This is a genomic window from Variovorax sp. GrIS 2.14, from assembly GCF_046115955.1.
Taxonomy (GTDB): Bacteria; Pseudomonadota; Gammaproteobacteria; order Burkholderiales; family Burkholderiaceae_C; genus Variovorax.
In genome coordinates, this window is record NZ_JBJXIA010000008.1 from 216,871 (window position 1) to 237,832 (window position 20,962).

The window sequence follows — 20,962 nt, forward strand, 5'->3', positions numbered from 1 at the left end:
CACTAACAATCAGTATGCTGACGATCAGTATACTTTTCATGTGAGAAAACGAATTCCAATGAATGCAATGGACACCTCGTGCAGTTCTATCTGAATGGTTACGCGCCCGGCGATCCCGACGTCGCCGGGAAGGCGTTTCCGGACACGGTCGACGTCCTTGTGATCGGCAGTGGCCCGGCTGGTGCCTTGTTGGCTGCCCAGCTGTCGACCTTCCCGAAGATCACCACGCGGTTGATCGAACGTCGCCCCGCTGCGCTACAGGTTGGACAGGCCGACGGCATCGCCTGCCGCACGGTCGAAATGTTCGAGGCGTTCGGTCTGGGCCAGAGGCTCATGCGTGAAGCGTATTGGGTCAATGAGACCGTGTTCTGGCGCCCATCGAAGCATGACCGCACACGCATCGAACGTACCGGGCGCGTCCAGGACACCGAGGATGGCCTGTCGGAGTTTCCGCACCTCATCGTCAACCAGGCACGACTGCAGCAGTACCTGCTCGACTACATGCGCATGTCGCCCTCGCGGCTCGTACCGGACTACGGACTCGACTTCGTCGGACTCCAGGTCGAACCCGAAGGCGAGCATCCTGTGGTGGTGACGTTGCGTGACGTCGCCACGGGGCGGCAAAGCACCGTGCGTGCCAAATATGTCGTCGGCTGCGACGGTGCGCACAGCAAGGTACGCGATGCGATCGGTGCGGTGCCCCGCGGGGACTTTGCCAATCATGCTTGGGGCGTTGTCGACATGCTGGCCGTCACCGACTTTCCGGACATCCGGCTCAAGGCCGCCATCCAGTCAGCGGACGACGGCAACATCCTGCTCATTCCGCGCGAGGGCGGCTATATGGTGCGGCTCTATGTCGACCTCGGCGAAATCGACCCGGCCAGGCGCGACGCGTTCCGCGCCGTCACCCAGGAGCAGGTCATCGAGACCGCGCGGCGCGTGCTGCACTCGTACACGCTGGACGTCAAAAGCGTGGTGTGGTTCGCCGTGTACCAGGTCGGACAGCGCGTCACGGACCGCTTCGACGACGTACCCGTCGATCAGCTCGCCTCTCGCCTTCCGCGTGTCTTCATTGCGGGCGACGCCTGCCACACGCACAGCGCGAAGGCTGGCCAAGGCATGAACGTCTCGATGCAGGACGCGTTCAACCTCGGCTGGAAGCTCGCCTCGGTTCTCGATGGCCGCGCCGCGCCGGAGCTGCTGCGCACCTACTCTGTCGAGCGCCAGGCAATCGCGCAGGGCCTTATCGACTTCGACAAGGAGTGGTCGAAGATCATGGGATCGGCACCGCAAGACCCAGACCATCCCGAACTTGGCGGTGTCGACCCGCAGGAACTCCAGGCTTACTTCGTGAAGTCGGGTCGGTACACCGCCGGCGTCGCGACGCACTACGCACCGACGACCGTACTGACAGCCGACGCGACCCACCAGGCTCTGGCCAAAGGCTTCACGATCGGCATGCGCTTCCATTCAGCGCCCGTCGTGCGGCTTGCGGACGCCAAGCCGATGCAGCTTGGCCATGCCGCGCGTGCCGACGGCGCCTGGCGTGTCTACGCGTTCGCCGATGCAATCGGCGCGCGGCTGCGCGACCTTGCCGCTTTCCTGGCGGAATCTGCTGATTCGCCAGTCGGCCGCTTCACGCCAGCAGGATCGGACATCGACAGTGTCATCGACTTTCGCGTCATCTTCCAGCAGAGGCACCTCGACCTCGGGGTGGACGAGCTGCCCGCGCTTTTACTGCCGCGCAAAGGGTGCTTCGGCCTCATCGACTACGAGAAGACCTATTGCGCCGACCCCAGCGGGGGTTCAAATATCTTCGAACTCCGGGGCATCGACCGCGAGCATGGCGCCATGATCGTGGTGCGTCCCGACCAGTACGTTTCGAGCGTGTTGCCGTTGGATGCTCACGCTGATCTCGCTGAATTCTTCGACCGCTTTCTGCTGGACCGCCATCACGCCAAGGAAACACGAACATGACCACCACAACCAGAACAACAACATCGCCAACGACATCGGGCTCTGACGCCGCGCAGCAAGCCCGGCGTCTGCGCACGGTGCTCTGGGTGGTGTCGCTGGCGACCGTGGGGCTCGTCTTCGACGGCTATGACCTCGTCGTCTACGGCACGGTGGTCTCGACGTTCCTGCGCGATGCATCGCACATCGGCACCGTGACCCCGGCGATTGCCGGCGTGCTTGGCAGCTATGCCCTGTTCGGCGTGCTGGTTGGCGCGCTGCTGGCGGGCAGCGTGGGCGACATTGTCGGGCGGCGCAAGGTGATGCTGTTCGCCTATGCCTGGTTTTCTGTGGGGATGGCACTGACGGCCTTGGCGACAACGTCTGCCGCCTTTGGCTGGCTGCGCTTCGCCACCGGCCTGGGTGTCGGCGCACTCGTTGCGACGACAGGCGCGCTCGTGTCCGAGTACGCGCCCAAAGGGAGGAAGAACCTGTGCAATGCCATTGTCTATGGCGGCATCCCTCTGGGTAGCCTGCTCGCCGCCCTCCTCGCCATCCTGCTGCTGCAGCACATTGGCTGGCGCGGCATGTTCAACATTGGTGCCTTGCCGCTGTTCACACTGCTGCCTCTGGCGTACTTCAAGATGCCCGAATCCGTCGCCTGGCTGGCTTCGCGCGGCAGGATGGCTGAGGCTCGGGTCCTTTCCGAGAAAACTGGTGTCGAGCTCCCAAGCGAGGTGGTCGAGCTGGCCGGGCAGCACGGAATCGCCGACGAAGGCAAGGCGGGCTTTGCTGGCCTCTTCGGCGGCCACTACCTTTTCCCCACCATCGTGCTCGGCCTGATGAGTGCCACCGGCCTGGTGCTGGTGTATTCGCTCAACACCTGGTTGCCCGAACTCATGCTTCGCGCCGGCTTCAATGCCAAGGGTTCGTTGTCGTTTCTCCTGGTGCTCAATGGCGGCGCACTGCTCGGCGCCCTGCTCGCCTCGGGCGCGGCAGACCGCTTCGGTCCAAAGCCGGTCGTTGCGACCTGTTTCGCCACCGGCACCATCGCGCTGATCTTGCTGACACTGGGCTTCCCGCTGGCGGCCTTGTTGCTGATCGTCGCCATTGTCGGGCTGGGAACAAGCGGTACGCAAACTCTGATCTACGGCTTCGTTGCCAACTACTACCGGACCAACGTGCGCGGCGCAGGCGTCGCATGGTGCGCAGGCTTTGGCCGGCTCGGTGGCGTCGGCGGCCCAATGCTCGGAGGTCTGCTTATCGGCGCTGGATTTGCGCTGAATTCCATCTTCTACGTGCTGGCGGCGCTGGGTGTCGTCGGGGTGGTTCTGACCCTGCTTATCCCCGTCAACAGCGCCTCGCTCGGCACCCATGCGGCGCCTGAACCGACGGGCGATGCGCTAACGGTCGGATAGAAGCAGTAGCCCTCACCCTGAGACCCTGGCTCGGAGCCTCGCGCCCCGTGCTGGACTGTGGAGCTGGCGCCATGCCGTCACAGTCCATGAAAAGCATCGTTACCCCGCTTCGACGCACCCGCGAAACGCCGTGACGAAATCACGGTAATTGAAAACGAGCAGTTCTTCGGCGCCGGGATCAGCTATGTGAACCTTCATCTTATTGCCGCAACTCGCATTGCCACGACAGAACCGCTATTCCGGCAGTCTCCTGAGCCCTACCTGGCCCTTTGGAAGCTTGTATTGCGCTGAATTCAGTTGCATTGCCAGTAATGTGTAGTAGCCGGCGATCCCGGTCAGATCCACCACACCTTTGGTTCCAAAGCGGGTTTTGACCCGCTCGAATGTGACATCGGACACTTGCTTGTTCTTTGCCAGCTCGGTGGTATAGCTGTAAATCATGTCTTCGTCCGAACTCATGCCGACAGGACGACGTCCTTCTGCAATAGCATCCGCGACCTCTTTGGAGATGCCGGACTTCAGGGCCAACGGATAGTGATACCACCATTCGAAGTCCTGTGTCCACTCGCGGGCGATGATGAGGATGACCAGTTCGCTCATCGTGTTGCCGATCGCCGATTTGTAGCGCAAGTAATCACCCATCGATCGCGAGAGTGTCATGACCTGCGGGCTGTGCATCAGGGGCTCGAAGGGTCCGAAAACCGGGCCCTTGCGTGCCACTTCGAAATCAGCGGCAGCCTGGGCCTGCTCGGGCGTATAGGCTGCCGGAGGAATGGTCGGCAGCCGGTCTTCTGCATGAACCTGAATTTGGACCAACAGGACGCAGGCGGTGAATAAATGAAAGAAGCGGGGCATCAGGTTCCAATGGTGCGTGAATCAAATTCGAATCGTCCGACGATGAGCGGCTGAAGCAGGAAGACGACAACATCCCTGCAACTCATTCCTTGGCTGAACGATACGATCATGGCTTAATCCTCTCAGAGTGTTCAGCCTCCTCAAAAGCTGGGGCGATTCAGGTTCAAAACGTCGGCACGATCTTCTCCAGGTGCTCGGCGAATTGCACCACCAACGGCGGTGGCCGCAGCAGGTCGAATTTCACCGTCAGCCCGACGGTCGGCAAGCTCGGCAACAGGTCGCCCGGTGCGAGGATCTGCAGATCCGGGGGCACCGCCGATTGCGTCAGCACCGCGATGGCCTGGCCGGAGCGCACCACGGCGAGCAAGCCGGACATGCTGCCGCTGGCGTAGGCCACGCGGTACGGGCGATGTGTCGCGTCCAAACGCTCGACGGCCGCACGGTGATCGAGCGTGTCCGGGTCGGAGAGCGCGAGTTTCAAAGGCTCGTGCGTCGCGGCGAGATCATGCCGGCTGCCGACCCATACGAGAGGCTCGCGACGCATGATCGACGTTGTGCCCTTTGATTCGGTGTTGGTGTCGGTGGTGGAGACAAGCGCCAGATCGAGTGCGTGCTTCGCAAGCTGTTCCAGCAGCCTGGGCGTCGGCGCGCAGATCACCTCGACGAATACCTGAGGATGCTGGCCTGCAAAGCTGCGCAAGATGTCCGGCAAAAACGCCGCAGCGTAGTCGTCGGGGCAACCGAAGCGCAGTGTGCCTACAAGCCCCGTGCCCGAGATGTCCGCGACCGCGGCATCGTGCTGCCGCAGGATGGTTCGCGCGTGGCCGAGCAGCCGTTCGCCATGCAATGTAAGCACCACGCCGCGGCCAGTGCGATTGAGCAACGGCTGGGCCAGCATCTCTTCGAGCTTTTTCACCTGCATGCTCACTGCAGCCTGCGTGCGGCCGATCTTGTTGGCAGCACGCCCCAATGTGCGCGTCTCTGCGATGGCCACGAAGGTGCGCAGTAGATCGAAGTCGAGTTGGCGTCTCATGAAATAAGTGGGGCTGATAGCTGCATTCAGAAATATTAGCTTTCCTTGAGGTTGGCGGGTTCGTACGCTGGGTCACCAATTCACCTGGAGCACCCGATGTCCCGCAACGACGACCCCGATTTCTGGCAAGCCGCGCGTCGGCACCTGATCCGCTACGGCGGCGCCTTTGAACCGATGATCATCGAGCGGGCGCAAGGCAGCTTCGTGTATGACGCGGACGGCCGCGCGATCCTGGACTTCACGTCGGGCCAGATGAGTTCGCTGCTGGGCCACGGGCACCCTGAAGTCGCCGCTGTCGTGGCCGAGCACGCACGCAACCTCGACCATCTGTTCAGCGGCATGCTCAGCCGGCCCGTAGTGGAACTTGCGACCCAACTTGCCGCCATCACGCCGCCCGGACTCGACCGCGCCATGCTGCTGACCACCGGCGCAGAAGCCAACGAGGCCGCCATCAAGATGGCCAAGCTCTACACCGGCAAGTTCGAGATCGTGAGTTTTGCGCAGTCGTGGCACGGCATGACCAGCGGCGCGGCGTCCGCCACCTACAGCGCGGGCCGCAAGGGCTACGGTCCTGCGGCAGTGGGTTCGTACGCCATCCCCGCGCCGTATCCGTATCGCCCGCGCTTCGAGCGCGATGGCAAGTTCGACTGGCAAGCCGAACTCGACTACGCCTTCGACCTGATCGACCGGCAATCGAGCGGCAACCTCGCAGCCTTTATCGCCGAGCCGATCTTGAGTTCAGGTGGCCTTATCGACCTGCCGCTCGGCTACCTCGCAGCATTGAAGAAGAAGTGCAGCGAGCGCGGCATGCTGCTGATCCTGGACGAAGCGCAAACCGGCGTGGGCCGAACCGGAACGATGTTCGCCTTCGAGCGCGACGGCGTGGTGCCGGACATCCTGACTTTGTCGAAGACGCTCGGCGCCGGCTTGCCACTGGCGGCAGTGATGACATCGGAGGCGATCGAAGACGAGTGCCACGCGCGCGGCTTTCTTTTCTATACGACCCATGTATCCGACCCGCTCCCGGCTGCGGTCGGCCTCAAGGTGTTGGAAGTGGTGCAGCGAGACCGACTGGTCGAACGCGCATGCGTTGCCGGTCAACGCCTGGAGAGCGGATTGCGCGCGCTGCAGGAAAGCGTCGACTGCATCGGCGATGTGCGCGGACGCGGCCTGCTGCTGGGCATCGAGATCGTCAAGAGCCGAGCCGGCAAAGAATCCGCGCCCGACCTGGGCGTCGCCATCACGCGTGAGTGCATGAAGCTGGGCTTGAGCATGAACATCGTGCAGTTACCCGGCATGGGTGGTGTCTTTCGCATCGCGCCGCCGTTGACGGTGAGTGACGAGGAGATCGATCTGGGGCTCGATCTGTTGAAGCGGGCGATCGGGGCTGTGGCTTAGCCGGCTCTGGCTGCCAACGGGCCAGAAGCAAGCCCCAATTTGGCACTGCCCGCGGCGCATTGCAAGTTGCAGTAGCGAGCCGCCCAGCGTTGCCCTAACTCGACAGAACCGTCATCTCGGCATCGGGGCTTGGCCCGCGATGAAAGACCAAGTCTTCCACTACGCGACCGTGCCCGAGGTGGTCTTCAATGACGCGATCCATGGCATCCGGTGTGACACCGTAGTACCACACACCATCCGGTTGCACACACACGACTGGTCCGCTGCGACAAGCGCCCAGGCAATCGACCCGGGTAGCCTTCACACAATTCGGACCTGGCGCAAGTGCGCCGGAGAGCTTCAACTTCGCCGCGACCTTCTCTAATTCTTCGGCCGTCATGCCATCGGCGACGCAATTGCGGCCAATGTATATCAGCAAGTGACGGCGGTAGTCGACGATCACTGGTTTGACAGGCTGCTCGCTCATCGGCTCGCTCCCATCAGAAGCTCGCCCGCATGCTGACACGAATTGTTCGCGGTTCAAGCGGATGTAGCAGCCGACCCTCGAACCCTTCGCCGCCATTGCAACCGGCCCCTTCACGCCGCGTGCACGACGTGCCCCAATACTCGATGTCCAATGACATATGCTCCGCTTATCTTCAGTAACAGGAGTCTGATGTGACGGACATCTTTGCCAAAGTAATACCTACCGCCCGCGATGCATCGATGTCCGACTCGGAATGGAAGGCCCGCCAGGAGCTCGCTTGCGCGTATCGGCTCTTTGACCATTTCGGCTGGCACGAACTGATCTACAACCACATCACTGTTCGTGTGCCAGACACACCCTATTTCTTGATCAATCCGTTCGGACTGAGATACGGCGAAGTTCGTGCCTCGAACCTGGTCAAGATCGACGTTGAGGGTCAGATCATTGGTGAGTCTGCCTACTCAGTGAATCCCGCGGGCTTCATCGTCCACTCTGCCATCCATGCAGCGCGGCCTGACGCGCATGCCGTCGCGCACACGCATACGACGGCGGGTCAAGCCGTCGCATGCCATAAGGGCGGACTGTTGCCCTTGAGTTTCACGTCGATGTTTTACACAGATGCCATTGCGTATCATGATTTTGAGGGCATCACCCTTGACCGCAGCGAGCGGGAACGCCTTGCCAAAAATCTGGGCAGCAAGTCGTTGATGATTCTGCGCAATCATGGGCTGCTGGCCTGCGGACCGAGCTTGGCACATGCTTTTCTAGACCTGTATCACTTGCAGCGCGCCTGTGAAGTTCAGGTAGTGGCTCAGGCGGCCGGAGAGGCAATGCTGCTACGGCCACCGCCGGAAGCGGCCGTCCGCAGTGCTTTACAACACCGCGTCGCAATGGACAGGGGCCTGGAACCGGCAATGGCATTCGCCGCGATGGCGCGGATGATGATGGAGAAGGACTCGACCTTCCTCCAATAACAGGGTCAGTTGTCGCCTCCGCCTGGGTTCGCAACATAGGGCGCATGACCGGAGTAAGGCCTGCTCGGAACCCGACCGGAAGCAGCGCGAACGGCTGGCACTGGTGAAATCCGCGCCATCATTCACCCAATGACCCTCGCTCCCCACGAAGCCCACCTCGCAGCCTGGGCCATCGCCGCGCTGACGGCGGCCGGCGTCATCGTGCGGCCGTTCAAATGGCCTGAAGCCGTCTGGGCGGTGAGCGGCGCATTGCTGCTGCTCGCGCTCGGCCTTTTGCCAGTGGACAAGGCATTGCAGGCGGTCGGCAAGGGCACCGACGTCTACCTGTTCCTCATCGGGATGATGCTGCTGTCGGAAACGGCGCGGCGTGAGGGCCTGTTCGACTGGGTCGCTGCGATGGCCGTCAACCACGCGCGCAGCTCGCCGCAGCGACTCTTTCTTTTGATCTACGGCGTGGGCGTGGTGGTGACCGCCTTCATGTCGAACGACGCCACGGCAGTGGTGCTGACACCGGCCGTCTACGCGGCCGCGCGCAAAGCCAAGGTCGAGCCTTTGCCTTACCTGTTCATCTGCGCGTTCATCGCCAACGCGGCGAGTTTCGTGCTGCCGATTTCAAACCCGGCCAACATCGTGCTGTACGGCGATCACACACCGCCGCTCGGCCCCTGGCTCGCGCGTTTCGCTGTGCCCTCGTTGCTGTCGATCGTGGCGACCTACGTCGCACTGCGCTGCACGGAGGGTCGCCGGCTTCCGGTCACTTGCGAAAGCAACGTCCAGGTCACGCCGCTCTCGACCGGCGCCCGCACGGCGCTGGCCGGCCTCGGCCTTACTGCCGTCGCGCTGCTGGTCGTTTCGGCGCTCGACTTGCAGCTCGGCATGCCGACCGCCGTCATGGGTGTGCTGACCACCGCGATCGTGTTGGTCATTGCCCGCGAGTCCCCTTGGCAAGCCGTCAAAGGCGTTTCTTGGTCGGTGTTGCCTTTGGTGGCCGGCCTGTTCGTGCTGGTCGAAGCGCTGGCTGCGACCGGCGTCATCGCGCAACTGGCTCGGCAACTGGTCGCGGGCGTGGAGCGATCGCCGGATGCGACCGCGTGGATTTCGGGTGGGCTCATCGCGGTCGCGTCGAACCTGGTCAACAACCTGCCCGCCGGCCTGGTCGCGAGTTCGACCGTGGCGCTGGCGCACCCGCCGCAGCACGTCATCGATGCGCTGCTGATCGGTGTGGACCTCGGCCCCAATCTGTCGGTGACCGGTTCGCTGGCGACCATTTTGTGGCTCACAGCGATCCGTCGCGAAGGCGAACACGTCGGCTTCTGGCGGTTTCTGAAATTGGGCGCGATCGTGATGCCGCCAGCGCTTGTTCTCGCGCTCGGTGCGCGGCTGCTTTTCGGCTGATACCGGCCAATTTCTACGGGGCTCGGGCAAACGGCCTGTGAGGGCACGCGCCTTGCATCGGTCTGCCGTACTTCGGAGTCCTATGCTGCAATTTCTTTCTCACCGCCTGGGCCGGCTCAGCGTCGGTCGCAAGCTGCTGGTCATCTACCTGCTGGATCTGACCGCGGTGATTTTCATCAGCGGCATCCTCATCAACGAAAAGTTCATCGCTATCGACTTCGGTCGCAAGGAGATGTCGGGCACTGCCTACATCGCCGAGTTGCGGCCGTCGTTGCTGGCGTTGGCTGGGTGGCGCGGCGCCGCTGTGGCGTCTGCGTCAGCGTTGCGCCAAGCCGAGCGCTCGCACGGCGACGGCACGCGCAGCAGCGAGGCCAGCGATGAATTCGTCGACGGCATAGAGCAGTTGTCCAAGACGGCCGATGTGGACAAGGCTGCGGCGGCCCGCATCGTGCTCGAAAGCGGCCGCGCCCTGGTCACCCGCATCGGCAACCAGTCGAACCTGATACTCGATCCCGACCTCGACAGTTATTACACGATGTCGCTGGTGCTGCTGCGTTTTCCGGAGCTGACGGAGCTGGGTGTCAGCATGGATTCGCAATTGCACAAGATCGGTGGCCGCGGCCTGGCCCTGACGGAATCGCGCACGCAGTACTTCATCCTCGAAGGTCGGATCGACGCCATAGCGACCGGCATCAACAGCGACTACAGCGAAGCATTTTCTGCAGCGACGGGCCCGCTCAAGGCGAATCTCGACGCCTCGCGCGTGCGCCTGCTGGCCGGGATCGACCGGTTCCGGCGCTCGGCCCGCAGCGCACTCGAAGCGGGCAGCGCCAGCGAGCTCACCAATTTCGAGGCCGATCAGCAAGCGCTCTTCGCCGACCTCGACAACGCGTGGTCGCTCGCTAGCAAAGAGCTCGACACCATGCTGAGCGCGCGCGAGCACGGCTTCTTCACGCGGATGTGGCTGCACCTGGGCACGGCGTTGTTCCTGCTCATGATGATCCTGACGGCGGTGTTCTACGTCGCCCGGCAAATCTCGGTGCCGCTGCGCCGCCTCTCCGGTGTGGTCGACACGGTGCGCCGCACGGGCGACCACAGCCTGCGCGCGCAGTGGGATAGCGGCGACGAAATCGGACGGCTCGTGCTCGGCTTCAACGACATGCTGGCGCAGCTCGACCGCGAGCGGCGCATTCAGCAGGAGCTGGCCGCCACTGCGCGGGCGGCAGAAGCGCAGCGCGATCTGGTCGCCGCCATTCCGATTCCGTTGATGGTTACCGCCATTCCGGGCCACGAGGTGCTCAACGCCAACGACCCGGCGCAGGCCTGGCTAGGTGGCCGCACGCTCGATCCGTGGGCACTCGGCCTCGACCCTGCGGTGCGCGCGCGGTTCTTCCAGCAGCTGTCGGACCGCAACGCCGTCGATGAATTCGAAGTGCAATGGAAAGGCGGCGCCGAGCCGTCATGGGCCGTGCTGTCTGCGCGCCGGCTCAGCTACCAGGGCCAGGACGCGGTGCTCACCGCCTTCACGCCGATCAACCATCTGAAGTTGATGGAGCAGCGCCTCGAACTGTGGGCAAAGGTGTTCGAGGCGTCGTCCGAAAGCATCATGATCATCGACGCGGAGCACGCGATCCTCACGGTGAACCGTGCGCTGTGCCGCCACACCGGGCATGAGCTTCGCGAATTGATCGGCGCCAAGCCCGAACAACTGCTCGCCGATGTCACGGTGAACCTGGGCGACCTGTGGCCGGTGCTCGACCAGCGCGGTTCGTGGCAAGGTGAAGCGAGCGTAAGGCGGCGCAACGGGATCACCTATCCGGCGTGGCTCATGGCCAGCGTGGTCCGCGACGGCCCCGACAAGATCTCGCACTACATCTTCACTTCGATCGACATCACCGATCGCAAACGCAGCGAAGAGCGCATCCGGTTTCTCGCGTTGCACGATGTGCTGACCGAGCTGCCCAACCGGTCGCTTTGCCTGGAGCGGCTGCGGCTTGCCATGGCGCAGGCGCAACGCACGGGCCAGCGCGTCGGCGTGCTCTTTATCGACCTCGATCGCTTCAAGAACATCAACGACTCGCTCGGTCATCACGTCGGCGACGCATTGCTGCGCTCGGTCGCGCGGCGCTTGCTGGAGGCAGTGCGGGTCGGGGACACGGTGAGTCGTCTCGGTGGCGACGAGTTCGTGGTGGTGCTGAACGGCGTGGCCGACAGCGACGAGATGCTGTCGATGGTCGAGCGCCAGCTGATGCCGCTGATCCGACGCACGCACGAGATCGACGGCGTCGAGCTGAACGTATCGTGCAGCATCGGCATGGCGGTCTACCCCGACGACGCCACCGACATCGACACACTGATGCGCCACGCCGACGTCGCGATGTACCAGAGCAAGGCCAGCGGCCGCGACATGGCGCGCTTTTTCACCGCGGAAATGAACGAGCGCGCACAGAAGCGGCTGCACCTCGAGTCGAAGCTGCGCCATGCCATCGAGCGCGGCGAACTGAGCCTGAACTACCAGCCGCGTATCGATGCGCACAGCGGCGAGCCCATCGGCGTCGAGGCGTTGCTGCGCTGGCGCAACGAAGAACTCGGCCAGGTGCCGCCGGCCGATTTCATTCCGATCGCGGAGGAGTCGGGGCAGATCGTGCGCATCGGCGCCTGGGTGATCGCGCGGGCTTGCGAGCAGTACGCTGCGTGGCGCGACGAAGGGCTCGGTGCGGTGCCGGTGTCGATCAACATGTCGGCGCTGCAGTTGCGCGACAGCGAGCTGATCGGCGTGCTGCGAGACGCCATCGAGGTCAACGGCGTGCGGCCGGCGGACATCGAGATCGAGCTGACCGAATCGACGTTGATGGATTCGGCGGAGCAAACACTGGCGCAGTTGCACGCGCTCAAGTCGCTCGGGGTGTTGCTGTCGATCGACGATTTCGGCACGGGCTATTCGAGCCTCAACTACCTGAACCGCTTCCCGATCGACAAGCTCAAGATCGATCGTTCCTTCGTGCACCGGATGCTCGACGAGCCAGCCGACCTGGCGATTGCGCGCGCCATCATCGGGCTCGGCCACACCTTGGGTTTGCAGGTGGTGGCCGAAGGCGTCGAGAAGGAGCAGGAAGCCGCAACGCTGCGGGGCGCCAGGTGCGACGAGCTGCAGGGCTTCTACATTGCGAAGCCGATGCCGGCGCAGGAACTGGCGACGTGGTGGATTCGTGAGCGTGAACGACAGCCCAGCGCGGCTTGAAATTCGGCCTGCACTTCAGGCTGAAATTCAAGAAAATCCGACCACCGCGTGCGGCACGTACGGCGCCTCGAGTGCGGCAATGTCTTCGGCGCTCAGCGTGAGCGCCAGCGCTGCGACTGCATCGTCGAGTTGTTCCAGTTTGGTCGCACCGATGATCGGCGCGGTGATGCCCGGCGTTTGCAGCACCCAAGCCAGCGCGACCTGGGCGCGCGGCACGCCCAGCCCGGCCGCGACTTTAGCCACCGCCTCGACCACGGCGCGGTCGGCGTCGGCCGTTTTCGCGTACAGCGAGCGACCGAAATCATCCGTTTCGACGCGGGCACTGGTGGTGTCCCAATCGCGCGTCAGGCGGCCGCGCGCCATCGGGCTCCACGGAATGACGGCGATGTTCCGGTCGCGGCAGAGCGGCAGCATCTCGCGCTCTTCTTCGCGGTAGAGCAGATTCACGTAGTTCTGCATCGATACGAAGCGCGTCCAGCCGTGCGCGTCGGCAACCGCGAGCGCACGCGCGAACTGCCACGCGAACATCGACGATGCGCCGATATAGCGCGCCTTGCCCGCCTTGACCACGTCGTGCAGCGCTTCCATGGTTTCTTCGATCGGTGTGCCGTAGTCCCAGCGATGGATCTGATACAGGTCGACATAGTCGGTGCCTAGCCGCTTCAGGCTGGCGTCTATCTCACCCATGATCGCCTTGCGCGACAAGCCGGCGCCGTTCGGACCAGGCCGCATGCGGCTGTTCACCTTGGTCGCAATGACGACGTCTTCCCGGCGTGTGTAGTCGGCCAACGCACGGCCGACGATCTCTTCGCTGCTGCCATCCGAATAGACGTTGGCGGTGTCGAAGAAGTTGATGCCGAAGTCGAGCGCCTTCTTCAGGAACGGGCGGCTCGCCGCCTCCGGCAAGGTCCATGGGTGATTGCCGCGCTCGGGTTCGCCGTAGCTCATGCAGCCGAGGCAGAGGCGCGACACCTGAAGGCCGGTCTGACCGAGACGAACGTATTTCATGGACGGCTTCTTTCTTGGTTTGCTGGATCGATGCGTCATCATGACAGCCGAATCTGTGGAGTTCTGCCCAGTCCCCAAATGTCAACTGTCTGTAACTCGTTCGACTTTCGACGCAGCCGTTTAACAATCGTGCGAACTTTTGGTTACACACGACATGAACTCACCTCGTTGGCTTGGCAGACTTCGCCACATCCTCGCTGGCTTTGGGCCGACACGCGGCAAACGCGCGTCCACGAAGTCGAGGGTCGCTGCTTTGGCACGGTCTGCCACGCGTTCGTCGCCTCTCGTTTCCTCGTCTGCGCCGCGGACCGATTTGCCTAGAACCGATGCGCGGCCCATACCCGCGAAAGTGACGAAGGCAGCGCCGGCCACTGCCACGGTAATCACCTTGACCGTGCCGGTCTCTGTGCCGGTGTCCCTCAAAGCGGCAACCCCGGTGAAAGCCGCACCGGCACTCGCGCTGGCACTCGCACCGACGCCCGCACAGATGCCCACACACACGCCTGCAATGGCCTCAACCCCGCGTACCGGCAAGCCGCAACGCACGCTCGTCGAAGTCCGCGCCGACCTGGCGCGTCTGCGCGAAAGTTCGCGGGAGCGTCAGGCAGAGCGCGAACGCACGCGCGACACCAATTTCGCACCGACTGATTTCATGGACTTTTCCGAGCACGAGATGCAGCCGGTCAAGCCGCAGCCGGCATTCGCTCCCACGGCCTATCTGGACTTCGGCGCCGCCAGGGCGCGCCAGAGACGCTAGAGGAAAAGGCGCCAACCGGGCGCCTTTCGCCGCTCAGCCGCTTTCCACGGTCACACTGGAATCACAGCCGCGGCCCGCAGCGACGAATCGGTGAGCCCAGTGCGCGACCCACGGCGCGGCCCGTCGCAAAGCTTTCGGCAAGAAGTTGGCAGGCTGCTCGATCAACCCGCACCGATAGGCGCCCTGGTCGTCGTTCCAGATCAGCGCCGCACAGGCGCCGCGCAATCGGCGGCTGACAATCGCACCCGCAGGACACGGCTCGCTTACGCAGCACACGCCGCAGCCGTTGCAGGGCTGGCCCGCATCCGGCTTTGCCGGCGCGGCAACATGAAGGTGGATCACCCGGTACATCCATCGATGATCGGCGCAACCTGGCGCGCCGATGCCCCGAATACGGGGACCGGAAGCCAGCTGTTCGGTCCAAATCGCTGATCTCAGAAGTTTTGTAGGACAAAGCCGTCTGAGGGCATAAGTTGTGAAATTAATGCTGGCCTGCAGCACAAATAGTAATCACAATTGCTTACATGGTCGGTTTAACTTTTTCCCAATTCATCGCCTGAGGCCCTCTCCGTGTTGACACTCGCCAACTACTTTCCGGGCACCTCCCGACTGAGCATCAAGGACCTTCGCGAAGTGGCCTACACGGTTCGATGCGACCCCAATCGCGATGGCGGCGCGTCTGAAGCCGTCGCCCGCGCACTCGAATCCGTTGCTGCACTGCGGACGGCACGCCTCGCCAAAATCCGCCGGCACGACGAGCTCAAGGCGATGTCGGTGTTTGAACGCGTTTCGCAATGGGCCGTGGCGCGCATCTGACCCGATAAGGTGCGAGAGCCCCAGCGTCGGCAAGGGCCGCCGCTCGCCGATAGGATGTAGGCCGCCGCTCGGCGTCGAATCGATCGACGTTCGCGGGACCGAAATGACATCTCCCGCCGAATCCGTAAAGACAACCCATCGCCCGCTGGTGATCGCCGCGGTCATGGCCTCGATGGCCATGGTGGCGATCGAGGCCACCATCGTCTCGACTGTGATGCCGCAAATCGCGTCGCAGCTCGGCGGCTTGCATCTTTACAGCTGGGTCTTCGCGTCCTTTCTGCTGGCACAAACAGCGATGACCGTGGTCTTCGGCAAACTCTCCGACGTGTATGGCCGCAAGCCCGTGATGCTGATCGGCATCGCGATCTTTCTGCTGGGTTCGGTACTCGCCGGTTTCGCGTGGTCGATGCCCGCCATGATCTGTTTCCGGCTTATTCAGGGCGTCGGCGCGGGCGCCGTGCAGCCGGTGGCGCTCACCATCGTCGGCGATCTGTATCCGGTGCGCGAACGCGGCAAGGTACAGGGCTACCTGGCCAGCGTATGGGCCATTTCCGCGGTGCTCGGACCAATGCTCGGCGCGCTCATCGTGCAAAAGCTGTCGTGGGGCTGGATCTTCTGGATGAACGTGCCGATCGGCATCGCAGCCGCAGCCGGCTTCTGGCTTTTCTTGCGCGAAGCACCGATCGCACGGCGCGGCTCGATCGACCTGATCGGCGCGTTTTTGTTCACGCTTGGCATCGCGGCCCTGATGATTGCGCTCACCGAGTTCGGGCTCGGCCACGAGGGCGCCGCGATGGGCTGGGCGCTGGTGTTCGTCATCACGCTGGGACTCTTCGTGATGCAAGAGCGGCGCGCACCCGATCCGATGGTGTCTTTCCAGCTGTGGGGCCGCCGCGTCATCGCCACGGTCAACGGCGCTGCGATTCTGTCGGGCATGGCGCTGATCGGCATCACCACGTTCTTGCCGATGTACGTGCAGGTGGTGCTGAAACATTCGTCGGTCGTCGCCGGCCTGGCGTTGACGATGGTGATGCTCGGCTGGCCCATCGGTGCCACGCTCGCATCGCGAACCTTTCAGCGCTTGGGCCTTTGGCGCCTCGTGTTAACGGGGTCGGTGCTGGTGCCGTTCGGTGCCCTCGCCTTCGCGACGATGGGGCCGGAGACATCCGTGTACATCGCCGGCGTCGGATCGTTTCTGGTAGGGCTCGGCATGGGATTGCTCAGCCTGAGTTCGCTCATCCTGATCCAGGAATCGGTCGAGATCACGCAGCGCGGCAGCGCCACGGCTTCCAACATTTTTTCCCGCAACCTGGGTAGCGCGTTGGGAGCGACCTTCTTCGGCGCGGTGTTCAATTACGGGCTGACGCAAGCCGGAACGGCTGGTGGCGCGGGCTTGTTCACCGAAGACCAGCTGCGCCAATTGTTGCAGGGGACGCTGACTTCTCCTGCCAGCGAAATGGCAATTCGGCTGACGCTCGCGGGTTCGCTGCATCTCACCTTCGTCACGATGCTCGCGATCAGCCTGGCGATCGTCGCGCTGGCGTTTTTGTTGCCTCGCCACGGGCTGGAAATCCGGCCGCTGGCAGTGCAGCGAGAGGGCTGAGCTGGCGGGCTGCCCTCGGCTGCTCCCCCGTGCGCCCACCACTTTGCTCTGCGACGTCGCGTGCACCGCATCCAGCCGATTCGCCACGTGGGGTTCGACAAAGAAACGACGTAGGGCGGCGACCACAGCTTTGTGCGATGGCCGCGCACAAGGGCGACGCATCGGCCGGGGTTCATTGCCTGATCGCCTACGGATAAGCGATTCCTGCAATCACAGCGACCGCAGCGTCGCCCACCGGACATCCCGCTTTGGACCTGCTCTCCCTCATTCAATGGCCCGCGTTCGCGGCGTCGGTGGTCGCTGCGTGGCTGGTGGCTTCCAGCTCGAAGCCGCGGCGCAACGTGGGTTTCTGGATTTTCCTTTTGAGCAACGTGTTGTGGGTTGCTTGGGGCATCCACACTTCGGCTTATGCGCTACTGGCTTTGCAGTTTTGCCTCGCTGCAATGAACATCCGCGGCCTCTTCAAGACCGAGGCCTGAGGACCTCTATCTGTTGTCTGCTCAGCACAGACGCAGCACGTTCCTGGTCGGCCTGACGATCGGTGGCATCGACAACGAAAGTCCTTCTCGCAGCAACGCTTCGGTCTGCAGCAACGGCAGCGGCGCACTGAAATAGTAGCCCTGAATCTGCTCGCAACCGTGGTGCCTCAAGAACGCCAGCTGCGCCGCGGTTTCCACCCCTTCGGCTATTACTTCCAGCTTGAGATTGTGTGCGAGCCGGATGATCGCCAGCGTGATGGCGGCGTCGTCGGGCGTGGCGATGATGTCCCTGATAAAAGCGATATCGATTTTCAACTTGTCGATCGGAAAACGCCGGAGATAGGCCAGGCTCGAATAGCCGGTGCCGAAGTCGTCGATCGAGATCTTCACGCCCTGCTGCTTCAGCTCCTGCAGGCTCGTGAGCGTGCGCTCGGTGTTAGACATGAGCGAGCCTTCGGTGAGCTCGAGTTCGAGCAGATTGGCCGGAATCTCGTTGCGTGCCAGCGCCAGTACAACGTGCTTCGCGAGATCGCTCTCGACGAACTGACGCTCCGCCACGTTGACTGAAACTGCGACCTTGCCGATCGGCGAGCGAAGCCACTCGCCGATCTGTCGGCACACGGTGTCGATCACCCAATTGCCGACGCGTACGATCAAACCGCACTCTTCCATCATGGGGATGAAAGCGTTGGGTGAGATCAGGCCATGACCCGGCCGCTGCCATCGCAACAAAGCTTCCAGACCTGACACCGTGCCGTCGCTCAGGCGCACTTTGGGCTGGTAATAGATGACGAACTCGTCGTTATCGACCGCTCGCCGCAATGCCATTTCGAGATCGTGTCGGGCTATTGCGTCCAGGTTCATCTGCGCTGTGAAAGAGCACCACGTGTCGCGCCCGGTTTTCTTGGCGCGGTACATCGCGATGTCGGCGTACTTCAGCAGCGTTTCGGCGTCCGTCGCGTCTTCCGGATAAAAAGTGATGCCGATGCTCGCCGTCAGGACCACTTCGTGGCCCTGCAGATCGAATGGTGCGCGAAGCACGTCGCGTATCTTTTCGGCCACCGCGCAGGCGCTCGGCGCCAGCGCGTCCAGTGTCAACATCAGGCCGAACTCATCGCCACCGAGCCGACCGATCGCGTCATGTCGGGTGATGCAACGCAACAGCCGTGCGCTGAAGTGCAGCAACAGTTCGTCACCGATGGCGTGACCCAGCGTGTCGTTGACGTTCCTGAACTGGTCCAGGTCGACGATCAGCACCGCCAGCCGCGCTGTGCCACCAGCGCTTGGGCTCATGTTGTTGCGCAGCGTTTCGTAAAACAGCGACCGGTTCGGCAAATTGGTCAGCGCGTCGTAGTGCGCAAGCCGATGCAACTGGCGCTCAGTGGCTTTCCGTTCACCAACGTCCCGCACCAGCGCCACGATGAGCCAGCTGTTGCCGAACCGCTGGGCCAGTCGCTCGACCTCCACCGTCACGATGCTCCCGTCCTTACGGCGCAGATCGACTTCCGATTGCTGGGTCGGACCGAGTCCGTCAATCACCGCATCGAATACGCCTTCAATCTGTTGGACCGTGACGTTGCCCAGGTTCGCCGGCCCGCACTCGAACATCTCTGCACGCGAATAGCCGAGCAGTTCGCAGGCAGTCGTGTTGACCTCGACAAAACGCATGGTCTGGCGGTCGACCAGAAAAATCGCGTCGGCGGTGGCGTTCATCGCCGTACGAAATCGCTGCAGATCCGCGTTGCGCGCCTGCACTTGGCTCGCGAGCGACTCGGTATGCCGGCGCAGCAAATCGCTCGACGCTTTCAGGCGAAGCAGGTTGCGTACGCGCAGCCACAACTCGGCACGATCGATCGGCTTCGTCAGGAACTCTTCGGCGCCGGCTTCCAGGCCAGCCAAGCGCGAGTTCGCGTCGACCCTTCCGGTGACCATGATGATGGGAATGTCGCAGGTGGTGACATCGGCCTTCAGTTTCTTTGCAACGGCATAGCCGTCCATGCCGGGCATTGCGACGTCGAGCAGGATGAGATCGGGTGCGCACTCGGCAATGAAAGAGAGCGCCTGAGGTCCGCTGCCAGCGCACTGAATGGTGTAGCCCTCGGGCTTGAGCAGTGCTTGCAGCAGGCGCCGGTTGATATCGTTGTCGTCGACGATCAACACCACGGCGGACTGTGCGGGGCATGTGGTTCGCGACGCGCGTGGCTGGCGCGCTTGATCAGGCTGCAACGAGTCGATTGGAAGGGGGTGACGGAGAGATACCGGTGCAACTTTGCTCATGCACCGTCATTTTCAGATCGACCCGTCAGACCGACCTTTGATTCACGGCATGAATCGATTGCCTGCCGCCAAAGGGGAAAGTCGGGACAGCTGGGAAAGCCGGGATATAGCGCGATCGACACCGCCGCGGCCGAACGGAATGCCCTGTACCGTCATCGCTGCTTCGATGCCGGCGAGGCAGCCGAGGATCATGGCCTCGTTCATATCGCCCAAATGGCCGATGCGAAACGCGCGCCCCGTAAGCGACCCGAGACCGCCGGCCACTGCGACCTGAAAGCGCTCGCGTGCAATGCTTCGCAGCGCTTCAGGATCGACGCCCTCGCCCACCGCGATCGTGGTGACTGACACCGACCTCGACGATGGCACCGTGGCAAAGAAACTCAGCGCGCCCGCTTCGCTCCAGCACGCGACCGCGGCATGTACCGCGTCGGCAATGCGCCGATGGCGCGCGAACACTGCTTCGATGCCCTCGAGCGCGATCAAGCCGAGCGATGCCTCCAGCGCAAAGACCAGACTCTGCGGCGGCGTGCCGCAAAACTTGCGGTAGACGAGCGGGCTCTGCCGCCGTTGCCAGTCCCAATAAAACCGTGGCGTGGTGTTGAGGCGGGAGGCATCCATGCCGCGCGCATTGACTGCGACGAACGCCAGTCCCGGCGGCACCATCAAGCCCTTCTGGCTGGCACCGAGCGCCACGTCTGCCCGCAATGCGTCCATGGCAAACGGCGCCGCCGCGAGCGAAGCCACCACGTCGACGACAAAGAGCGCCGGGTGCCCAGCCCGGTCGATGGCCGCACGCAGCGCCGCCAGGTCGTTGGTGATGCCACTGGCCGTGTCGGTGTGCACCACGAAGACGGCGGTGATCTCGTGCGCCTCATCGGCGCGCAGCACCGCTTCGATCTCGGCCGGATCGATCGGCAAGCCTTCGACCCAGGGCGTGCGAATCACGCGGCCGCCCATCGCCTCGGTCTGCACGGCCCACGATTCGGAGAAGTGCCCTGTGCCCGGTACCAGCACGGCCTGGCCCGGCGCCACAAGATTGGCGATGACCGCCTCCCATGCCCCGTGGCCGTTGGCGGCGTAAAAGTAGACGTCGGACGCTGAGGTTTGCAGCAGCCGCCTGAGTCCGGCTTCGCAGGCGGCGATGCAGTTGTCGAGCCGCGGGTCGGACAGGTCCATCGGCTGCCGGCTCATGGCGTGCAGCACTTCGTCGGGCACCCGGGTCGGACCGGGCGAATGCAGGAACCGGTGGCCCGGCAGGCGTGGCGAATCGTTCATCGCCCGATCCTAGA

Annotated in this window: 17 protein-coding genes; 10 read left to right on the plus strand and 7 right to left on the minus strand. The window is 63.3% G+C overall.

The features are described 5' to 3' along the window. Positions 1–78 precede the first annotated feature (78 nt). Positions 79–1,977 carry an FAD-binding monooxygenase gene (locus RCH10_RS15330; RefSeq protein WP_409053038.1) on the plus strand — a complete coding sequence of 633 codons (1,899 nt, stop codon included), beginning with the start codon at positions 79–81 and terminating at the stop codon, positions 1,975–1,977. Beyond that, entirely contained in the window at positions 1,974–3,371 is a 1,398-nt protein-coding gene (locus tag RCH10_RS15335; RefSeq protein ID WP_409053039.1) for an MFS transporter, read from the plus strand. Before RCH10_RS15330 ends, RCH10_RS15335 begins: the two co-directional genes overlap by 4 nt. Positions 3,372–3,605: 234 nt before the next feature. Here the strand turns inward: RCH10_RS15335 and RCH10_RS15340 are convergent, their stop codons facing one another. Beyond that, complete coding sequence (locus tag RCH10_RS15340; protein ID WP_409053040.1) at positions 3,606–4,226, minus strand: carboxymuconolactone decarboxylase family protein; 621 nt, start codon at positions 4,224–4,226, stop codon at positions 3,606–3,608. A 163-nt stretch (positions 4,227–4,389) separates the two neighbouring features. After that, on the minus strand, positions 4,390–5,259 hold the full coding sequence (locus tag RCH10_RS15345) for a LysR substrate-binding domain-containing protein (RefSeq protein WP_409053041.1): 870 nt from the start codon (positions 5,257–5,259) through the stop codon (positions 4,390–4,392). Positions 5,260–5,355: 96 nt separating this feature from the next. Between RCH10_RS15345 and RCH10_RS15350 the strand changes: the two genes are divergently transcribed. Next, positions 5,356–6,657, plus strand: coding sequence for an aspartate aminotransferase family protein (locus RCH10_RS15350; protein WP_409053042.1), 1,302 nt, complete (start codon positions 5,356–5,358; stop codon positions 6,655–6,657). Between the two features lie 94 nt (positions 6,658–6,751). On the opposite strand, the gene RCH10_RS15355 is transcribed toward RCH10_RS15350, so the two are convergent. Next, positions 6,752–7,123: a (2Fe-2S) ferredoxin domain-containing protein gene (locus RCH10_RS15355; RefSeq protein WP_409053043.1), complete on the minus strand. Its 372-nt coding sequence runs from the start codon at positions 7,121–7,123 to the stop codon at positions 6,752–6,754. Positions 7,124–7,314: 191 nt separating this feature from the next. On the opposite strand from RCH10_RS15355, the gene RCH10_RS15360 reads away from it, so the two are divergent. From RCH10_RS15360 to RCH10_RS15370, 3 genes are all read left to right on the plus strand, one after another. After that, positions 7,315–8,097 carry a class II aldolase/adducin family protein gene (locus RCH10_RS15360; RefSeq protein WP_409053044.1) on the plus strand — a complete coding sequence of 261 codons (783 nt, stop codon included), beginning with the start codon at positions 7,315–7,317 and terminating at the stop codon, positions 8,095–8,097. 129 nt (positions 8,098–8,226) lie between these two features. Next, positions 8,227–9,492 carry an arsenic transporter gene (locus RCH10_RS15365; RefSeq protein ID WP_409053045.1) on the plus strand — a complete coding sequence of 422 codons (1,266 nt, stop codon included), beginning with the start codon at positions 8,227–8,229 and terminating at the stop codon, positions 9,490–9,492. Between the two features lie 82 nt (positions 9,493–9,574). Next, on the plus strand, positions 9,575–12,733 hold the full coding sequence (locus tag RCH10_RS15370; protein ID WP_409053046.1) for an EAL domain-containing protein: 3,159 nt from the start codon (positions 9,575–9,577) through the stop codon (positions 12,731–12,733). Between the two features lie 27 nt (positions 12,734–12,760). Here RCH10_RS15370 and RCH10_RS15375 read toward each other — a convergent pair whose 3' ends face one another. Further along, positions 12,761–13,741: an aldo/keto reductase gene (locus RCH10_RS15375; protein WP_323495266.1), complete on the minus strand. Its 981-nt coding sequence runs from the start codon at positions 13,739–13,741 to the stop codon at positions 12,761–12,763. A gap of 388 nt (positions 13,742–14,129) precedes the next feature. Here RCH10_RS15375 and RCH10_RS15380 point away from each other — a divergent pair, with 388 nt between their 5' ends. Then, on the plus strand, positions 14,130–14,498 hold the full coding sequence (locus tag RCH10_RS15380) for a hypothetical protein (protein ID WP_409053047.1): 369 nt from the start codon (positions 14,130–14,132) through the stop codon (positions 14,496–14,498). A gap of 33 nt (positions 14,499–14,531) precedes the next feature. Here the strand turns inward: RCH10_RS15380 and RCH10_RS15385 are convergent, their stop codons facing one another. Beyond that, complete coding sequence (locus RCH10_RS15385; protein WP_323495264.1) at positions 14,532–14,849, minus strand: hypothetical protein; 318 nt, start codon at positions 14,847–14,849, stop codon at positions 14,532–14,534. A gap of 219 nt (positions 14,850–15,068) precedes the next feature. Between RCH10_RS15385 and RCH10_RS15390 the strand changes: the two genes are divergently transcribed. The 3 genes from RCH10_RS15390 (at position 15,069) to RCH10_RS15400 (ending at position 17,396) form a co-directional block, all read left to right on the plus strand. Beyond that, positions 15,069–15,314 carry a hypothetical protein gene (locus RCH10_RS15390; protein WP_323495263.1) on the plus strand — a complete coding sequence of 82 codons (246 nt, stop codon included), beginning with the start codon at positions 15,069–15,071 and terminating at the stop codon, positions 15,312–15,314. 103 nt (positions 15,315–15,417) lie between these two features. Continuing rightward, a complete protein-coding gene (locus RCH10_RS15395; RefSeq protein WP_409053048.1) occupies positions 15,418–16,917 on the plus strand; it encodes an MFS transporter in 1,500 nt (499 codons plus the stop codon). A 248-nt stretch (positions 16,918–17,165) separates the two neighbouring features. After that, positions 17,166–17,396 (plus strand): hypothetical protein, encoded by a 231-nt coding sequence (locus tag RCH10_RS15400; protein WP_409053049.1) that lies wholly within the window; start codon positions 17,166–17,168, stop codon positions 17,394–17,396. Between the two features lie 21 nt (positions 17,397–17,417). On the opposite strand, the gene RCH10_RS15405 is transcribed toward RCH10_RS15400, so the two are convergent. Together RCH10_RS15405 and RCH10_RS15410 are read right to left on the minus strand one after the other, a co-directional pair. Next, positions 17,418–19,622, minus strand: a complete 2,205-nt coding sequence (locus RCH10_RS15405) for an EAL domain-containing protein (RefSeq protein WP_409053050.1) — start codon at positions 19,620–19,622, stop codon at positions 17,418–17,420. 93 nt (positions 19,623–19,715) lie between these two features. Beyond that, the gene (locus RCH10_RS15410) at positions 19,716–20,948 is read right to left on the minus strand and encodes a pyridoxal-phosphate-dependent aminotransferase family protein (protein WP_409053051.1); all 1,233 of its coding nucleotides are present in this window, start codon (positions 20,946–20,948) and stop codon (positions 19,716–19,718) included. Positions 20,949–20,962 lie beyond the last annotated feature (14 nt).